The 15,786-nt window shown below is 73.7% G+C and carries 15 protein-coding genes; 2 read left to right on the top strand and 13 right to left on the bottom strand.

Translation table 11 applies throughout. The features are described 5' to 3' along the window. The first annotated feature begins 47 nt into the window (after positions 1-47). Positions 48-650 carry a TetR/AcrR family transcriptional regulator gene (locus tag HFV08_RS23170; protein ID WP_168542029.1) on the top strand — a complete coding sequence of 201 codons (603 nt, stop codon included), beginning with the start codon at positions 48-50 and terminating at the stop codon, positions 648-650. Between the two features lie 25 nt (positions 651-675). On the opposite strand, the gene HFV08_RS23175 is transcribed toward HFV08_RS23170, so the two are convergent. The 3 genes from HFV08_RS23175 to HFV08_RS23185 all read right to left on the bottom strand — a co-directional run bounded on the left by HFV08_RS23175 (position 676) and on the right by HFV08_RS23185 (position 4,844). Next, entirely contained in the window at positions 676-1,776 is a 1,101-nt protein-coding gene (locus HFV08_RS23175; protein WP_246341960.1) for a phosphotransferase family protein, read from the bottom strand. Continuing rightward, positions 1,776-3,011, bottom strand: coding sequence for an acyl-CoA dehydrogenase family protein (locus HFV08_RS23180; protein WP_312885794.1), 1,236 nt, complete (start codon positions 3,009-3,011; stop codon positions 1,776-1,778). Before HFV08_RS23180 ends, HFV08_RS23175 begins: the two co-directional genes overlap by 1 nt. 141 nt (positions 3,012-3,152) lie before the next feature. Next, complete coding sequence (locus HFV08_RS23185) at positions 3,153-4,844, bottom strand: class I adenylate-forming enzyme family protein (RefSeq protein WP_168542033.1); 1,692 nt, start codon at positions 4,842-4,844, stop codon at positions 3,153-3,155. A gap of 171 nt (positions 4,845-5,015) precedes the next feature. On the opposite strand from HFV08_RS23185, the gene HFV08_RS23190 reads away from it, so the two are divergent. After that, complete coding sequence (locus tag HFV08_RS23190) at positions 5,016-5,627, top strand: TetR/AcrR family transcriptional regulator (protein WP_210430686.1); 612 nt, start codon at positions 5,016-5,018, stop codon at positions 5,625-5,627. A 223-nt stretch (positions 5,628-5,850) separates the two neighbouring features. Here the strand turns inward: HFV08_RS23190 and HFV08_RS23195 are convergent, their stop codons facing one another. The 10 genes from HFV08_RS23195 to HFV08_RS23240 all read right to left on the bottom strand — a co-directional run bounded on the left by HFV08_RS23195 (position 5,851) and on the right by HFV08_RS23240 (position 15,545). After that, complete coding sequence (locus HFV08_RS23195; protein WP_312885795.1) at positions 5,851-6,396, bottom strand: NUDIX domain-containing protein; 546 nt, start codon at positions 6,394-6,396, stop codon at positions 5,851-5,853. Positions 6,397-6,653: 257 nt separating this feature from the next. Continuing rightward, positions 6,654-7,886 (bottom strand): sedoheptulose 7-phosphate cyclase, encoded by a 1,233-nt coding sequence (locus tag HFV08_RS23200; protein ID WP_168542035.1) that lies wholly within the window; start codon positions 7,884-7,886, stop codon positions 6,654-6,656. A 36-nt stretch (positions 7,887-7,922) separates the two neighbouring features. Next, entirely contained in the window at positions 7,923-8,597 is a 675-nt protein-coding gene (locus HFV08_RS23205; RefSeq protein WP_168542037.1) for an HAD family hydrolase, read from the bottom strand. After that, positions 8,594-9,397 carry a sugar phosphate isomerase/epimerase family protein gene (locus HFV08_RS23210; RefSeq protein WP_168542039.1) on the bottom strand — a complete coding sequence of 268 codons (804 nt, stop codon included), beginning with the start codon at positions 9,395-9,397 and terminating at the stop codon, positions 8,594-8,596. Before HFV08_RS23210 ends, HFV08_RS23205 begins: the two co-directional genes overlap by 4 nt. Next, entirely contained in the window at positions 9,394-10,155 is a 762-nt protein-coding gene (locus HFV08_RS23215) for an SDR family NAD(P)-dependent oxidoreductase (RefSeq protein ID WP_210430687.1), read from the bottom strand. The genes HFV08_RS23210 and HFV08_RS23215 overlap by 4 nt, the downstream gene beginning before the upstream one ends. Beyond that, a complete protein-coding gene (locus HFV08_RS23220) occupies positions 10,152-11,249 on the bottom strand; it encodes an alcohol dehydrogenase catalytic domain-containing protein (RefSeq protein ID WP_168542041.1) in 1,098 nt (365 codons plus the stop codon). The genes HFV08_RS23215 and HFV08_RS23220 overlap by 4 nt, the downstream gene beginning before the upstream one ends. Beyond that, positions 11,246-12,280 (bottom strand): ROK family protein, encoded by a 1,035-nt coding sequence (locus tag HFV08_RS23225; RefSeq protein WP_168542043.1) that lies wholly within the window; start codon positions 12,278-12,280, stop codon positions 11,246-11,248. Before HFV08_RS23225 ends, HFV08_RS23220 begins: the two co-directional genes overlap by 4 nt. A 31-nt stretch (positions 12,281-12,311) precedes the next feature. Then, complete coding sequence (locus tag HFV08_RS23230; RefSeq protein WP_168542045.1) at positions 12,312-13,493, bottom strand: MFS transporter; 1,182 nt, start codon at positions 13,491-13,493, stop codon at positions 12,312-12,314. A 10-nt stretch (positions 13,494-13,503) separates the two neighbouring features. Next, positions 13,504-14,262, bottom strand: coding sequence for an SDR family NAD(P)-dependent oxidoreductase (locus HFV08_RS23235; protein WP_168542047.1), 759 nt, complete (start codon positions 14,260-14,262; stop codon positions 13,504-13,506). Further along, positions 14,259-15,545 (bottom strand): glycosyltransferase, encoded by a 1,287-nt coding sequence (locus tag HFV08_RS23240; RefSeq protein ID WP_168542049.1) that lies wholly within the window; start codon positions 15,543-15,545, stop codon positions 14,259-14,261. Before HFV08_RS23240 ends, HFV08_RS23235 begins: the two co-directional genes overlap by 4 nt. Between the last annotated feature and the right edge of the window lie 241 nt (positions 15,546-15,786).

The raw sequence follows: 15,786 nt of genomic DNA on the forward strand, positions 1-15,786 counted from the left end.
CATTAGAAGAGTTATGTAAGCGCTGTAAACATGAGAGGGCGTGACCTATGTCGCAGGCGGCGGCGTACCACCACGGCGATCTGGCGGCGGCCTGCGTCCAGGCCGCGCGGGAGCTGCTTGAGGAGGACGGCAGCGCCGCGCTGTCGCTGCGGGCGGTCGCCCGGCGGGCCGGGGTGTCGGCGACGGCCCCCTACCGGCACTACCCGGACCGTGAGTCGCTGGTCTCCGCGGTCGCCGCACAGGGCTACCGCGAACTCGCCGAGGACCTCGCCGGTGCGCACCCCTCGCCCACCACCCCCGAGGACCTCATCGCGATCGCCGTCGCCTACGTGCGCTTCGCCCTCGACCACCCGGCGCTCTTCCGGGCGATGTTCGCGGAGCCCTGCGACCCGAGCAGCGCGGACCGGGTGAGCGCGACCGCCGCCCTCACGGAGTACGTCCAGGGCATCGTCCACGCGGTCTTCCCCGAGGCCGACGCGGCCGCCCTGTCGACCACCGTCTGGGCCCTCGTGCACGGGCTGGCGTTCCTGCACCTCGACGGCAAGCTCGACAGCTCCACCCCCGAGGTGGTCGCCGCCCAGATCCGGGCCGCCGTCGAGGCCCTCTTCACGGTCGCCGCCTCACTGCCCGCGTCGACCCGGTCCGCGTAGGGCGGAGCCGCCCCCGAGGCGGTGCTCAGTCGCGGCCGCCGCCGGCGAGACCCGCGTACCGCGCCGCCAGGTCGAGCAGCCGGGGGACTCCCGCCTCCAGCGAGGGCCCGAAGCCGGTGTCCTCGGGCCGTTCCCCGCGCAGCCACCGGGTGTGGATGGCCTCGCAGAAGATCGCCGCCTTCCAGAGCGCGAGCGCCTGGTACCAGGGGAGCGGGGTGAGGTCGAGGCCCGTCTCCGCGCGGTAGCGCTCGATCAGCCGGGCCCGGGGCAGGTAGCCGGGCTCCCGGGTCACCGGGGTGAGCTCCAGCGGAGTGCGCGGGGTGCCCGGCTCGGCGTAGGTGGCGGTGAGGTAGCCCAGGTCCGCCAGGGGGTCGCCGAGGGTGGCCATCTCCCAGTCCAGGATAGCGAGGACGCGGGCGGGCGCCTGCGGGGCGAACATCAGATTGCCCATGCGGTAGTCGCCGTGCACCACCGCCGCCCGTCCGCCGGTCGGCAGATTCCGGCCGAGCCAGTCGGCGATCCGCTCCACCGCGGGCAGCGAGCGGGTGGTGTTGATCTCCCAGAGCCCGGTGAACCGCTCGACCTGGCGCGCGAGATAGCCCTCGGGGCGGCCGAGGGAGGCGAGTTCGCCGCCGCTGACGTCGATGCGGTGCAGGGCGACGAGCGCGTCGACGACCGCCCGGCTGGTCGCCCCGCGCTGCTCGGCCGAGGAGAGGTGGGCCGGGACCGTGTCGGTGATGACCGTGCCGTCGAGAGGGGACATCAGGTAGAAGGGCACGCCGAGGACCGACTCGTCCTCGCAGACGCCGAGGATCTCCGGCACCGGCACCCCCCGCTCCCGCAGCAGCCGCTGGACACGGGCCTCGCGGACCATGTCGTGGGTCGACCTCGGCAGCGGCGGGCGGGGGCCCCGGCGCAGTACGAAGGAGTCCCCACCGCGCCGGATCAGATAGGTGACGTTGGAGTGGCCGTCGCCGATGCGCCGCCAGGCGAGCGGTCCGCGCCCGAGGCGGCGCGCGTCGAGGAAGGCGGTGACCGCGTCGACGACCAGGAGGGGAGGGGCGTCGAGGCGCTCGGCCCGCTCCCGGTCGGCGACGACCTCCACTCCGTCCGGGACGGTCTGCATCAGGCGCCCCCCTTGCAGACGGCGGCCTCGCCCCGGTAGGGCTCGCCGGAGTCGACCGCGGCCTTTCTGCGGGCCGAGGCCCGGCGCGCGATGGCCCATTTGTGCGTCTCGTTGGAGCCGTCGTAGATCCGGAAGGGGCGTACCTCGTTGAGGTACTGGGCCAGCGGCAGTCCGTCCGAGACCCCGTCCCCGCCGCAGAGCTGGAGGGCGCGGTCGACGACCCGGAAGACCGCCTCCGAGCAGTGCACCTTCGCGACCGAGGACAGCGCGGATCCCGCCTTGGGGTCCTCGGTGAGGAGCGACGCGGTCTTGGTGATGATCGCGTCGGAGGTCTCGATGTCGATCACCGACTCGGCGAGGAGGTTCTGCGCCAGGCCGAGCGACTTCAGCGGGGCACCGAACAACTCCCGCCGCTCGGCCCGGTCCAGGGCGATGTCGAGCGAGCGCCGCGCCAGCCCCAGCCACCGCATGCAGTGGGTGAGCCGCGCCGGTCCGAGCCGTACCTGCGCGTGCCGGAAGCCGAGCCCCACCTCCCCGAGGACCGCCTCCTCGGGGACGAAGCAGTCCTCCAGGTGCAGATGCGGGTGCCCGCCGTCGATGTACCGGTCCACCGTGTGGATCGCCTCGCCGACCCGGATCCCGGGGTTCGTCATCTCGACCAGGAACATGGTGGCCCCCTCCGGGGCTCCCCGCGCCGCCTCGGTCCGCGCCATCACGATGCAGAAACCGGCGCCGACCGCACCGCTGATGAACCGCTTGTGCCCGTTGACGACCCACCCGCCGCCGCTCCGCGTGGCGGTGGTCCGCAGCGCCGCCGGGTCGGAGCCGGCCCCCGGGTGCGGTTCGGTCATGCCGAAGCAGGAGCGGATCTCCCCGGCGGCCAGCGGGTGCAGATACCGCCGCTTCTGCTCCTCGGTCGCGATGAGATGGAGCATGTGCATATTGCCCTCGTCGGGTGCCATGCAGTTCAGCGCGCTCGGCCCGATCGGCGAGTAACCGGCCTCCTGGAGCACCGGGGACCAGTGCTCCAGGGGCACCCCCTGCCCGCCGTACTCCTTCGGCACCTGCGGCGCGAAGACCCCGGCCTCCTTCGCCGCCGCCTGCAGCCGCGCGCGGGTGGCCGGGTCGAGGCGCTCACCGGGCGCCGGTTCCGCCTCGATGACCACCTCCCGTACGAATTGGCGGGTACGCCCGACCAACTCCCGCACAGGCGGCGGGAGATGAGGTGAGTTCATGGCCATCGTCCTTTCGGGGCCGGGCAGTTCTCCGGGCCGGGGTGCGGGTGGCCCGTCATGCGGCGCCGTCCGCGACCGGGTGCCCGGCATCGGCGGTGCGTATGGCGAACCCGCCCTGTGCGCAGTGCTCTTGACGCATCGTCAGCCACTCACCGCGGGGGAGGCGGATCCGCCGCCACCGGTCTCGCGGAGTTCGGCGCGGCGGATCTTGCCGGTCTGGGTCTTGGGCAGCTCGGTGCGCAGGTGGACCTCGCGCGGGCACTTGTAGGCCGCGAGGCGTTCGCGGGAGAAGGCGATCAGCTCCTCGGCGGTGGCGCGGTGGCCCGCCTTCAGCGAGACATGGGCGACGACCGTCTCGCCGCGGTAGTCGTCCGGCATCCCCACCACGGCGGCCTCGTGCACCGCCGGGTGCTCGTACAGGGCGTCCTCGACCTCGCGCGGCCAGACCTTGTAGCCGGAGACGTTGATCTGGTCCTTGAGCCGGTCCACCAGGTAGACCCAGCCCTCCTTGTCGACGATCGCGCCGTCGCCGGTACGCAACCGGCCCCGGGGCATGGTCTCCTGGGTGGCCGCGGGCTGCTGCCAGTAGCCGGGCACCACCTGCGGGCCGCTCAGTTCGAGTTCGCCCTGCTGCCCGCCGGGCACCGGATCGCCGTTCGGGTCCACGACCCGGGCGGTGAGTCCCGGCAGGGGCAGGCCGATGGAGAGGGTGCCGCTCGGCCGGTGCACGGGGGCGCGCCGCCCCGGGGGCACCGCGATCACCGCGGAGCTCGTCTCGGTCATCCCGTAGCCGTTGTGCAGATAGACCCCGAACCGGTCATAGAACCTCTCCACGGTCGCGGGCGGGATCGGGGCGCCCCCGGAGTAGAGGGCCTTCGCCGAGGCGAAGTGCTCCGGCCCCGCGCCCGGCACCTCGTAGAGCGCGTTGTACGCCGTGATGGAGCCGATGGTGGAGGTGACCCCGTGCTCGGCGATGGCGTCGAGGGCGACCTCGGGGCGGAAGCGGCCCGCGAGGACGAGGGTGGTGTCGGTGAGCAGCGAGAGGCTCGCGTTGACCACCGCGCCGGTGATGTGGAACAGCGGGGCGAGGGCGAGCACCACGTCCCCCTCGGCGAGACCGGTCCAGGCCGCGTAGGTCCGCACCACGTGCAGGATGTTGCCGTGGGTGTTCATGGCGCCCTTCGGCGGCCCGGTGGTGCCGGAGGTGTAGGTCAGGAGCGCGACCTCGTCGGCGGCCGGCCGCACCGGCTCGGGGCGGGCGCCCGCGAACTCCTCGATCAGCGCCCGCAGATCGCCGTCCGGCGCGGGTGCGGGGCGCTGCCTCGTCGTGAAGACCCGCGGGTCGTCGCGCTCCTGGTGGTCCAGCGCCGAGGTGCTGATCAGCCAGCGGACCGTGCTCCCGGCGAGGGTGTCGCGGGTCTGCCCGGCCTCGGTGTCCGCGCAGACGAGGCCGGTCGCGCCGGAGTCGTCGATCAGGCGGCGCAGCTCCTGCCGCCGGTACATCGGGTTGATCCCGAGGGCGGTCGCGCCCAGCTTCCACAGGGCGAGCAGCACCAGCGCGTACTGGGGGATGTTCTGCAGACACACCCCCACGCGGTCGCCCCGTCCGGTGCCCCGGGCCTGGAACGCCGCCGCCAGGGCGTCGGAGGCGGCGTCCGCCTCCCGCGCCGACATCGCGCCGTCGAAGTAGCGCAGCGCGATGCCGCCCGGATTCCTCGCCACCCGCGCCCGCCAGGCGTCCACCAGAGACCCCTGGCCGATCCTCACCCCGGCTCCGGGCTCGGCCCCGGTCGGGAGCGGCGCGCCCCACGGCGGCTCCACGGGCACGGTCATCTCTCGTCCCTCCGACCCACATCCGTCCGCCCGGTCACTTACCGAGCGATCGCTCGGTCAGAGCGTGAAGGGCGGGCTGCCCCCTGTCAAGAGGTCTGCTCGCGGCGCGGGCGGCGGGACGCTGCATACTGGCGTGCCGAGGCGACGAGGACCCGGGGCAAGAGGAGCGCTGTGACCAAGGCCGAGGTTGGGACGACCTGGAGGACGTACGCGGGCAGCGGGCTGCCGCCGATCCTGGAGACCGCCCTGGCCTGCTTCATGGAGCACGGCTACCACGGGACGACCATCCGGACGGTGGCCTCCCGTGCCGGACTCTCCGTGCCGGGGCTGTACTACCACTACCCCTCGAAGCAGGCCCTGCTGGTCGCCGTCGTCTCCTACGCCATGGACGACCTCCGGGAGCGCAGCGAAGCCGCCTTGGAGGAGGCCGGGCCGGATGTGCAGCGGCGCCTCGACCTGCTCGTGGAGTGCCTCGTGCTGTTCCACGCGTACCGGCGGGACCTCGCCTTCATCGCGTACAGCGAGATCCGCAGCCTCGTCGGGGACGCCCGCGCCACCTACATCGGCGCCCGCGACCGCCAACAGCGCCTGATGGACGGCGTGTTGGCGGACGGAGTCGCGCGGAAGGTCTTCACCACCCCCTACCCGCGCGAGGTCAGCCGGGCGATCGTCACCATGTGCACCGGCGTCGCCCAGTGGTACCGCGCGGAGGGCGCGCTCACGCCGCACGAGCTGGCGGAGCGCTACCGCGCCATGACGCGGATGACGGTCGGCGCGCCGTGAACGCCTCTCGGTGAGCTCGGTGAGGTGGTCCCGGTTCCGGGTCGGCCCGGGTTTCCGGTCGTCGGACACCGCTCGATGTTGACACTGCTTACTCTTGCTCTCTAATGTGTGCAGTGTAAACATGGGGCTTCAGGCATACCGAGTCGGGCCGACGCCGGGGCAGGCCCTGCGGCGCCCGGGCGTGCCCGTACCGCCGCGGGACGGCGCGGCCCCTGCCTCCTCGTCAGGTGCCCGGCGCCGGTGCCGGTCGGTGGAGCAGGGCGAACGCGGCGATGGAGGCCGCGTCGGTGATCTCGCCCGCTCGGATCAGTGCCCACCACTCGTCCGGGTCGACCCAGCGCTGCCGCATGTCGGACTCGGTCGCCTCACGCTCGGGCTCGCCGGCCTCCAGGTCCTCGGCCAGGAACACATGGCAGCCCTGGCTGGCGTATCCGTACGCGACATGGAGCCGCCCGAGGCCGGTCATCCGGCCTGCCCGCAGCCCGGTCTCCTCGCGCAGTTCGGTGCGGGCCAGTTCGCCCGGGTCCGTGGGGGAGCGCCCGCCCGGCCAGGAGCCCTGGGGGAACTCCCAGAACCGGCCGCCGGCCGGGTAGCGGTACTGCTGCACCAGGTGGAGCCGGTCGCCCTGGCGGGGGATGACCAGGGCGTAGTCCGGCTTGTCCACCACTCCGTAGATGCCCTGGTGGCCGTTGCTGTGCCGGACGTCGTCCTCCCGTACGGTCATCCACGCGTTGCGGTAGACCTCGCGGGAGCGCAGCGGTTCGATCACCGGGCCACCGCCGGGAGGCCGTCGGCGCCCTCTTCGCCGCCGGGTCCGCGCGCCCCGCAGGACGCTCGGGAGACGGTGGGCCGCCGGGCGGGGCGGCCTCCGAGGGGCTCCTGGTCGTGGGAGTACGTGTGGATGGTGTCGGCTCCTTCGTGGTCGTGAGTCGGGGTTCTGGTCGCGGTGTTCGGGTTCCGGGATTTCGGCGTTCCGGTCTTCCGCGAGGGTGATTCTCCGGCATCCGGGCGGGGGGCCGCGGGCGGCTAAAGGTTCCTGCCGCCGCGCTCCCCGCTCGTCTCCGGTGTCCGCGCGTCCCCCAGTTCCTGCTGCAGGGTGACCGCGGCCTCCAGTTCCCGTGGTGTGACGTCGTTGACGAAGGTGACGCCGCCGATCCCGACCGGCAGCGGCAGCCGCTGCAGTCCGTCCCGGTGGCGCACGGTGTCCTGGAGGGCGTTCACCAGGACGTCCGGGTCGAGGATGGGGTGCCAGCTCGGCAGCTCCAGCGCGGCCATCACCGCGAAGATCCGGTCGCGCTGGGCCTCGGTGAGCAGGCCGCGACGCCAGGCGATGACCGTGGTGAGCGCCATGTCCACGCAGACGGCCTCGCCGTGCAGCAGCTCGGGCAGGGCGCGCATCTCCACGGTGGGGCTGAAGGTGTGGCCGTAGTCGACGCAGCGTTCGAGCTCGGCCTCCCAGAGGTTGGGCTGCAGTTCGTCGAGCATTCCGTGGATCGCGGAGTGCAGCACCGACCGCGCGGCCCGGTCGCCCGCCGCGGAACTGCCCTGGAACTTCTCGTCGAGCAGGGTGGGGCCGTGCTCCTCCAGTGCCGCGAACAGGCTGAGGTCCTTGATCAGGGCGATCTTCAGGATCTCGGCGAGGCCGTTGCCGATGTGCCTCCGGTCCAGGGTGGCCAGGAACTGGCGGTCCAGGAGCGTGAGGTCCGCGGGTGTGTAGGTGCCGAGCCGGTTCTTGTGGCCGTTGAAGTTCACGCCGGTCTTGACGCCGACCCCGGCGTCCACCAGGCCGATGAGGGTGGTGGGAACCCGGACGAACGGCGCACCCCGGCGGTACAGGCTGGCGACCAGGCCGACGATGTCCATCAGGACGCCGCCGCCGATGACGATCAGCGGCTCCTTGCGCCGGGCTATGCCGAAGGCGTCGATCTCGTCGACGATACGGGTAGCCGTCTCCAGGTTCTTGAGCGTCTCGTTCGCCTCGACCACCATGATCGAGCAGTCGACACCGTGGTAGTCGAAATAGGAGCGGATGCGATTTCCGTACATTAAGTCGACATTGCTGTCCACCACGACGAAGCGGCGGGACCTGCCGGGGGTTCCCGCGCCCTGCTCCAGAAGGTCGGTGCACTCGGGACGGAAGATTCCGTCCCGTAGCCGGACCTCGTAGCTGATCTGCTTCTGGGCGCGCAGCAGCCACCCCTGGGAGTGGTCCCTGAAGTAGAGGCCGGAGGAGGTGTCGGTCAGGCTCGTACCGGTCATTCTCTGTTGTCCTTCCGTGGGAAACCGGGTGGTGGTTCAGTCGGCTCGCAGAGAGACCCGCAGCCGGCCGGTCGAGGTGTCGATGCCGACCCGGACGTCCCGCAGGTCGGTCACGTGGTCGAGCCCCTCGGCGGCGTCGCAGCGGGACGGGCCGACCACGACGGTTCTGGCGCCGGAAGCCCGGGCCGCGAGGATCCCGGCCTCGGCGTCCTCGAAGACGACGAGCGACTCGGGGGAGCGCCCCAGCCGATGGGCCGCCTTCAGATACCCCTCCGGGCTCGGCTTGCCCTGGGCGACGTCGTCGGCACTGACGAGTACGGGCGGCAGGGGAAGCCCGGCGGCACGCATCCTCGCCTCGGCCAGCCGACGGCCCGCGGAGGTCACCAGGGCCCAGCCGGACTCCGGCAGCGAGGCGAGGAGTTCGGCGGCGCCGGGGATGGCGGTGATCCCCCGGGTGTCCTCGACCTCCTCGGCGATCACCCGCTGTGCTTCCGCCACGGCGTCGACGTCCGCGGGGGCGAACCGCGCGACGGTCTCCTCCGTACGGCGGCCGTGGGAGACGGCGAGGATCTCTTCGGCGCGCACGCCGTGTCTGCGGGCGAAGCGGCGCCAGGTCCGCTCGACCACCGCGGTGGAGTCGACCAGCGTGCCGTCCATGTCGAAGAGCAGGGCCGAGGTGACGACGGCGACGGGCAGTGAGGGAGTGCTCATTCTTCCTTCCCCGAGGTCGTGACGAGTGCGTCGGTGCGCTGCCGCGCCCAGCGCAGATCGGCGAGCAGCCGGGCCCGATCGCCGTCGCGGTAGTCGTTCTCCAGGACCGCGGCCCGCACCGGCACCCGGTGCGTGTGCAGCGCGCGGAGGGTGTCGTCGAGCCGTCCGGTGCCGCCGCCCAGGGGCGGGGTCGCGCCGGTGGTGGGCGGGCCGTCCTTGAGGTGGACCTGGTCGGCCAGGACGTCGTGCAGTTCGGCGACCAGCACCTCGGGGGACAGCCCGGCCTCGACCGGGTTGAACGTGTCGAGCACCACGCGGAAGGCGGGGGAGCCGACCCGCCGGACGAGCGCGCGGGCCCGCTCGGCGGTCAGGACGTTCTCGCTCGCCAGGAGGAGGCCGCGGGCCTCGGCCTCCCCGGCGGCCCAGGCCAGCACCTCGGCGGTGCGCTCCAGGTCGGCCGGTGTCCCGATCGCGCTGCGGCGGAAGCTGGGCACGAAGGCCAGCGGCACACCGAGCGCGGCGGCGGTGTCCAGAAGGCGTTCCAGGACCGGGCGCGCGGCCGGTGACATCAGGCCGACATCGTTGAGGTGGTTCCCGGCGACCGCGAGCAGCCGCACACCGCTCGACTCCGCCGCGGCGCGCACCGCCTCGGTCCGGCCGGGCCCGTCGAGCCACTCGCCGCGGCCGGGCCCGCCGAGGTCCAGTTGCAGACCGTCGGCTCCGACGTCCCGGGCCAGCCGCAGCGCCTCGGGCCCCGAGGCGGGCAGCCGCCATTCGGCGAGGGCCACTCGGCAGCTCATGAGCGGACCGACCGGCTCTGGGAGACCGGCGCCGCGCCGTAGGCCGACCACCACCGGCCGTCGCCGCCGACCACGAGGGAGTCGCCGTGGTACTTCTCCCCGGAGGTCACGGCCAGCTCCCGGGCCAGCGCGCCGAAGTCGGAGGGCTTCATGTACGAGCTGAAGTCGAAGTCCTCGGGGCGCCGGTTGCGGATGCCCGGGCTGTCCACCATCCCGGCGGGCAGCACCTGCACGATGCGTACGGCCGAGCTGTCCTCCTCCTGGGCGACCGAGTCGAGGAGGGTCTTGGAGGCCGCCTTCGTCGCGGCGTAACCGGACCTGCCCGGACCGGCGTTGAAGGCGACCTCGGACGAGACACCCAGGAAGAGCCCGGGCGCGGCGGTACGCAGCGACGGGAGGCTCGCCGCGAGGGTGTGCCACAGGCCCGTGGTGTTGACGGCCAGTTGGTCCAGCCACTCCTGTTCGGCGACCTCGCTGAAGGGGGCGCGCCCGGCGCCGTAGTGGACGGAGGCGAAGCACACGGCCTTGAGGGGACCGGCGGCCAGCTCGTACAGCCGCGGGTGTGCCTGCTCGGGCCGGGTGAGGTCCAGTGCCTGCCACCGCAGCGCTTCGGCGCCGGGGCCGGTGGGGCGGCTGCGGCTGCAGACGACCACCTCGGCGCCCGCGGCGGCCCAGGCGTCGGCGATACCGCGGCCGATGCCCGTGGAGCCGCCGACGACGAGGGCGCGGTGGCCGGCCAGCGGGGTGTCTGTCGTCATGTCTGCTCCCTGTCGTTGACGCGCACGGCGAGCTTGACGAGGCGCCGGCCGTCGAAGAGGCGGTGCCCCGAGCCCGCCAGGCTCCGCATGAGGCGGGCCGCACCGGCGAGGTCCGTCTCGTGGGTGATGAGGTCCCGGTACTGCTCAGGGGCGCGGGCGAGTTCCGCGGCGGCGTCGAGGAGGTGCCGGTTGCCCACGCCCCGGTGGCCGAGCAGGCGCACGCCCTGTGCGGTGGTGGTGACGAGCGCCGGGTCGGGGATGCCGCCGCAGTTGGCCGCGCGGACGGCCGCGAGGTCGAGACCGGGCAGCGAGGGCGTGGTCGCGCCCGGCGGCAGCCCGCCCACGATGTCCACGGCGAGGTCCGGTGCCGCGGCGGCGAGGACGGCCTCCAAGGCGGCGAGGGTCGCGTTCCGGGGCGTGGCCAGCAGGGCCGCGACCGGGGCGTCCCACCGCCGGGTGGCCAACTCCTCGATCCCGAGCAGCAGTTCGGCCCGATGCGGCCGCCCCTGGCTGAAGGCGCGGCCCTCGGGGGTGTGGTGCACCAGCACGACCCGTACGTCCTCGCCGAGCCAGCGGTGGGCGGCGCGGAGGGCGAGGTGCCCGATCGTGCCGTCGCCGACGACGAGCAGGGTGCGCGGGGCGAAGGCGCGCAGCTCGCCCAGCGCGTAGCGGACCACCGCGAGCGGCTCCAGGAGGGGGGCCAGGCCGACGTCCGTGGTCGCGGGGAGCGGCAGGACCATGCCGCCGGTGAGCGCGGAGGCGGGCAGCAGCGTGCGTTCCTGCAGCAGCCCGTCGACGTTGTGGCCCAGCAGGAAGCCCGGGTCCGTCGGATGCGTCGGGTTGACCGCCACCAGGGTGCCCGGGGCGCACCAGTCGGGGGCGCCCGCACCGGCGGCCACCACCCGGGCGATCCCCTCGTGGCCGATCACCGGCGAGGGGTCGTCGCGCAGGCCGCGCAGCATCTGGATGTCGGTGCCGCACAGGCCCGCGTACAGCGTCGCGATGCTCAACTCCCCGGGCCCGGGCGCCGTGGTGGGCCGCGGGCCGACGGACACGGTGGCGCCCGTGCGGATGATCGCGCGGTGCTCGGTCATGCCACCTCCCCGGCCAGCGCGGCGAGTCCGGCGCCGACGAGTCCGTCCGCCTCGTCCGGTCCGCAGACGAGGACGCGCTCGCGCACCCAGCCGGGCTCCCGCTCGCTGGTCAGATAGAGACCGGCCCGGTCCAGGTGCCGCAGGAGCGCCTCGCGGTAGTGGTCGCCGAGACCGGCCGCGACACCGCCGGTGAAGGCGACGAGGTCGATCCCCGGGTCGAGGCAGAGCGCGGTGCGTACGACATCGGCCACCGGGCCGGTCGCCGCGTCGAGCAGCAGGTCCGCCACCGGATCGTCTTCGGCGAGCGCTTTCGCGAACGCCGTCTCGAAGGCCGCCCCGGCCGCGAGTCCGGCGCCGAGCCGGGACGCCTCCCACCGGTCGGGTGCGCGGTCCCGCACCACCTCGCCGAGCCGCCGGATGCCCGGACCGGAGGAGAAGGCCGCCAGATGGCCCGGCTCGCCGCAGTCGCAGCGCAGTGCGACCGGAAGGCCGTCGAGTGCGACCGAGGCGGGCAGATGACCGATCTCGCCCTGCAGACCGCAGCCGTCGACCGGGATCGCGCCGGTGCGCCGGTCCATGGTGCGGCAGGCGATGCCGGTGCTGATGGTGGCGAGCAGGATCTTGCCCCGGTCCTGCGCGGCCGGCGAGTCCGCCACGTGCAGCAGGGCCGCGGTGACGTCGTTGACGACATGCCACCGTACGTCCGGCCGGGCCGCACGCAGGGCCCCGAGCAGGTCGAAGGGCCGGGTGTGCGCACCCCACAGCGGAGCGGAGGCGTACACGGTCCCGGTGCGGTGGTCGAGCGCCGCGCCGAAGGAGACCCCGGCGACGCCCCCGGGCGGGACCGGCCCGGCCATGGCCCGCACCAGCGCCGACTGCAGTTCGTCGACGGCGGCGTCCGGCAGGCTGGTCCGGCTCGGCGACGGTCTGCGCCGCACCTCGCGCAGCCCGTGCCCGGGCGACCAGTCGGCCCAGCGCAGATACGTTCCACCGATGTCGAAGACGGTGATGGAAGGTGTGGTGGCGTCCAACGCGGAATCCCCCCGGTGACGATGGTGGCGGCTACTGGGCCGTACGGTCTTCTGTCCCGGCCGTCGGCAGCAGCAGGGCCGCGGCGCTCAGTGCCAGGGACACCACGACCAAGGAGCCGATGGCGGTGCGGAGTTGGGTGAAGTCCGCGACCTGGCCGACGACCACGGGGCCGAGCAGGAGCCCCACATAGCCGATGGCGGCGGTGGAGCCGATGACGGCCCCGCGGCGCTCCGCCGGGGCATTGCGTCCGGCCACGCTGTACACGGTCGGTGCCGCCGCCGAGATGGCCAGACCGGTGACGGCGAATCCGGCCAGCGCGAGCAGCGGCCGGTGCGACCAGGCGACGACCAGCACACCGAAGGCGGACACGAGCCCCGAGAGCAGCAGCACGACACGGTCGGACCACCGGGTGGACAGCCAGTGGCCGGCGAGCCTGCCCAGCGCCATCGAACCGGCGAACACCCCCGGCGCGAGGCCGGACAGACCGTCCGCGGCGCCGACCCCGTCCGCCAGGAAGACGGCGCTCCACTGCTGGACGCCGCTCTCCACCAGCATGGCGAGCGCGGCGAGCAGACCGAAGCCGAGGACGACCTTGTCGACCTTGCGGCGCCCGGTCGGCCGGTCCGGCTGGTGGGCGCGGCCCAGGCGCGGAGGCACCCTGGTGCGCAGCGCCCACGCGCCCACGACGGTGCAGGCCGCCAGCGCGGCGAGCGGCCAGGTGACGCTCGCCCCGAGGGCATGGGTGACGCTGGTGCCGACGGCGCCGGCCAGCAGTCCCACGCTGAACAGGGCGTGGGCCCGGTTGAGGACCCGTCCGCCCGTCTCGGCCTCGACCGTCGCCGCGAGGCTGTTGATCACCACATCGCAGCAGCCCGAGCCGAATCCGAAGAGCAGAAGCGTCACGACCAGTGTGCTCGTGGACGTGGCGAGGGTCGGCAGGGAGGCGACCGCGGCGAACAGGACCAGCGAGCCGATGGCCACCGGCCTTCCGTAGCGGTCGAGCAGGCGGCCGGTCAGGAACATCGCGGGCGCCGCCGCGAGGGCCACGCAGGCGAGCGCGGTGCCGAGTTCACCGTCCGAGACACCGGTGTTGTCCTTGATCTCCGGCAGCGCCGCGGCGTACAGGCCCCACAGCAGCCCGAAGACGCCGAAGCCCAGGAAGACGGTGCTGCCGCGCAGCTTGGCCGCCGGAGGCAGAGCGGTGCTTTCCATGCCGCTCCTCTCAGCGGGCCGCACGGACGAGGGCCGCGCCGCCGTCCACGTTGATGGCCTGGCCGGTGAGGTGCGCCGCCGCGGGGGAGCAGAGGAACGACACCGCCTGGGCGACGTCGTCCGCCGTCTGCTCCCGGTCGGTCGGCGTGGTGCCGGTGACCTGCCGGAGCGGCACCCGGTCGCGTACCACGTCCTCGAACTCGGCCCGGTCGACCAGCTGCCACTGGCGGCTCCAGACGAACCCGGGGCGGACGAGGTTGGCCCGGATCCCGCGGTCGGCCAGGAGCACGGCGAGCGAGTCGTTCCAGTGCTCCAGGGCGGCCTTGGCGGCCCCGTACGCGGGCGAGACGACCCAGGGCATGGTGGCGGCGATGGAGCTGACCTGGCAGATCGCGCCGCCCGGCACGAGGCGTCCGGCGAGGAGCCGGGTGACCCGGTAGACGCCGGAGAGGTTGAGGTCGACGATGTCGTCCCAGACCTCCGGCGGCGGCCAGGCCACGTCCTCGATGGGCTCCAGCGGCGGCTGCCGCTCGCCGCCGAGGACGTTGACGAGGACGGTGATCTCCTCGGGCACGGCCTCGGCGAGGGCGGCAAGGCCCTCCTCGGTGCGCAGGTCGCAGCGCAGCGCCTCCGCGCCGTCGGGCAGGGAGCCCGGCGGGTCCGCCACGTCGACGGCGATCACCCGGGAGACGACCTTCTCCGCGAGCAGGGTGTGCACCACGGCACGACCGATTCCGCCGCTGGCGGCGGTGACGACGGCGACGCTCATGCGAGGGCCTCCTCTGCCGAGCCGGCGATGGCTCCGTAGTCCGTGACGAGCCGTGTCATCGTGTAGCGCTCCAGGGTGTCGTTGCGGGCCTGCTCGCCGAGCCGGCGGCGCAGGGCGGGGTCGTCGAGAAGCCGGGTGAGCGCGGCCCGTACCCCGGCGAGGTCGGTCGGCTCGACCAGGAGGCCGTTGCGCTCGTGGATCACCTGCTGCCGCAGTCCGCCCACCGAAGAGGCCACCACCGCCCGGCCCTTGACCATCGCCTCGGTCACGGTCAGGCCGAAGCCCTCCTCCAGGCTCTTCTGCAGCACCACGTCCGCGCGGCGCTGCAGCGCGTTCACGAGCAGCGCGTTGCCCAGCGGGTCGCGCATCGAGACATTGACCAGATGGACGCGCGCCCGGTCCGCCGGGGCCAGTTCGGCGAGCGTCTTCTCCACGTCGGCGAGGACGGCCAGGCCTTCCGGGTCGTCCGGTATCTCGGTGGGGTCCGTGCCCGCGAGGACCAGGTGCACATCCGGGGCGAGACCCGCGAGGCAACGCACCACGCCCGGCATGTCCTTGAGCGGATCCCAGCGGGAGACCTGCAGGACGACCCGGGCGCCCTCCGGCAGCGTCGTCTGCTGGACGACCCTGACGTCCGGGGCCGTGCGGTCCGCGGTGAGTCCGGCCCTGTCCAGCAGCGCGGCGACCTCCGCCGGCTCCAGATGCCGGTTCTTCGGGGCCGAGGGGTCGATCGCCGGGGCGGCGACGAACCTCCTGGCGAGCGGTACGGAGGGGGGCGCGAACTCCGGCAGGGTGGTGACCACCGCGTCGACCGCGGACAGTTCGGCCGCGAAGGCGCGCCAGACGGCACCCGGTCCCCGGTCCGGGGGGATGTCCGCGCCGACATGGCAGTGCCAGGCGACGCGGGCGCCGGTGGCGCTCAGCATCGGGGCGAGTCCGAGCGTCTGCGGATCGTGCAGGACCACCACGTCGTCGCGGGTGAGCCACTCGGTGAACCAGGCGGCCTGCGGGGCCAGCCGCTCGCGGTAGGTCCGCACGGACCCGGGCCGGAGCCGGTCCGGATCGGCCGTGCCGTGCAGCAGGTGATGCAGGAGCTTGGTCACCGCGTAGAAGTCCTCGTCGCCGCCGATCACGGCCCAGCCGGCGTTCAGCCCGGCGGCCTGCTGGCAGGGCACCAGGCCGTGCAGCAGCTCCGCGACTCCGCCGCCGCGGGCCGTCGCGTTGACGTGGACGAGCCTTCGGCGCTCGCCGGTGGGTCGGACCTCCCATGCCGGTGTCGGCATGTGCTCTCCTTCGCTCTGCGTCGATTGCCGGCGGCGACCCATGACGGGCTGCCGACCTCGGTGGGTTGACCGGGCGCTTCGGGTGGTCCCGCGCGGGACCGGGGCCGCGCGGGTGGCGCCTCGGGAGCCGTTGCCCGGCGCGCTCTTGCACACCACCGGCCGCCCCGGTGGTTCTTTCCTCCTCAGGGCGTCCGTCCCCGGGTTTTCGGGCTCCTTCGCCCCGGACCCTTTCGCCGGTCGC

Origin of the sequence: Streptomyces physcomitrii, assembly GCF_012273655.1 — a bacterium.
Taxonomy (GTDB): Bacteria; Actinomycetota; Actinomycetes; order Streptomycetales; family Streptomycetaceae; genus Streptomyces; species Streptomyces physcomitrii.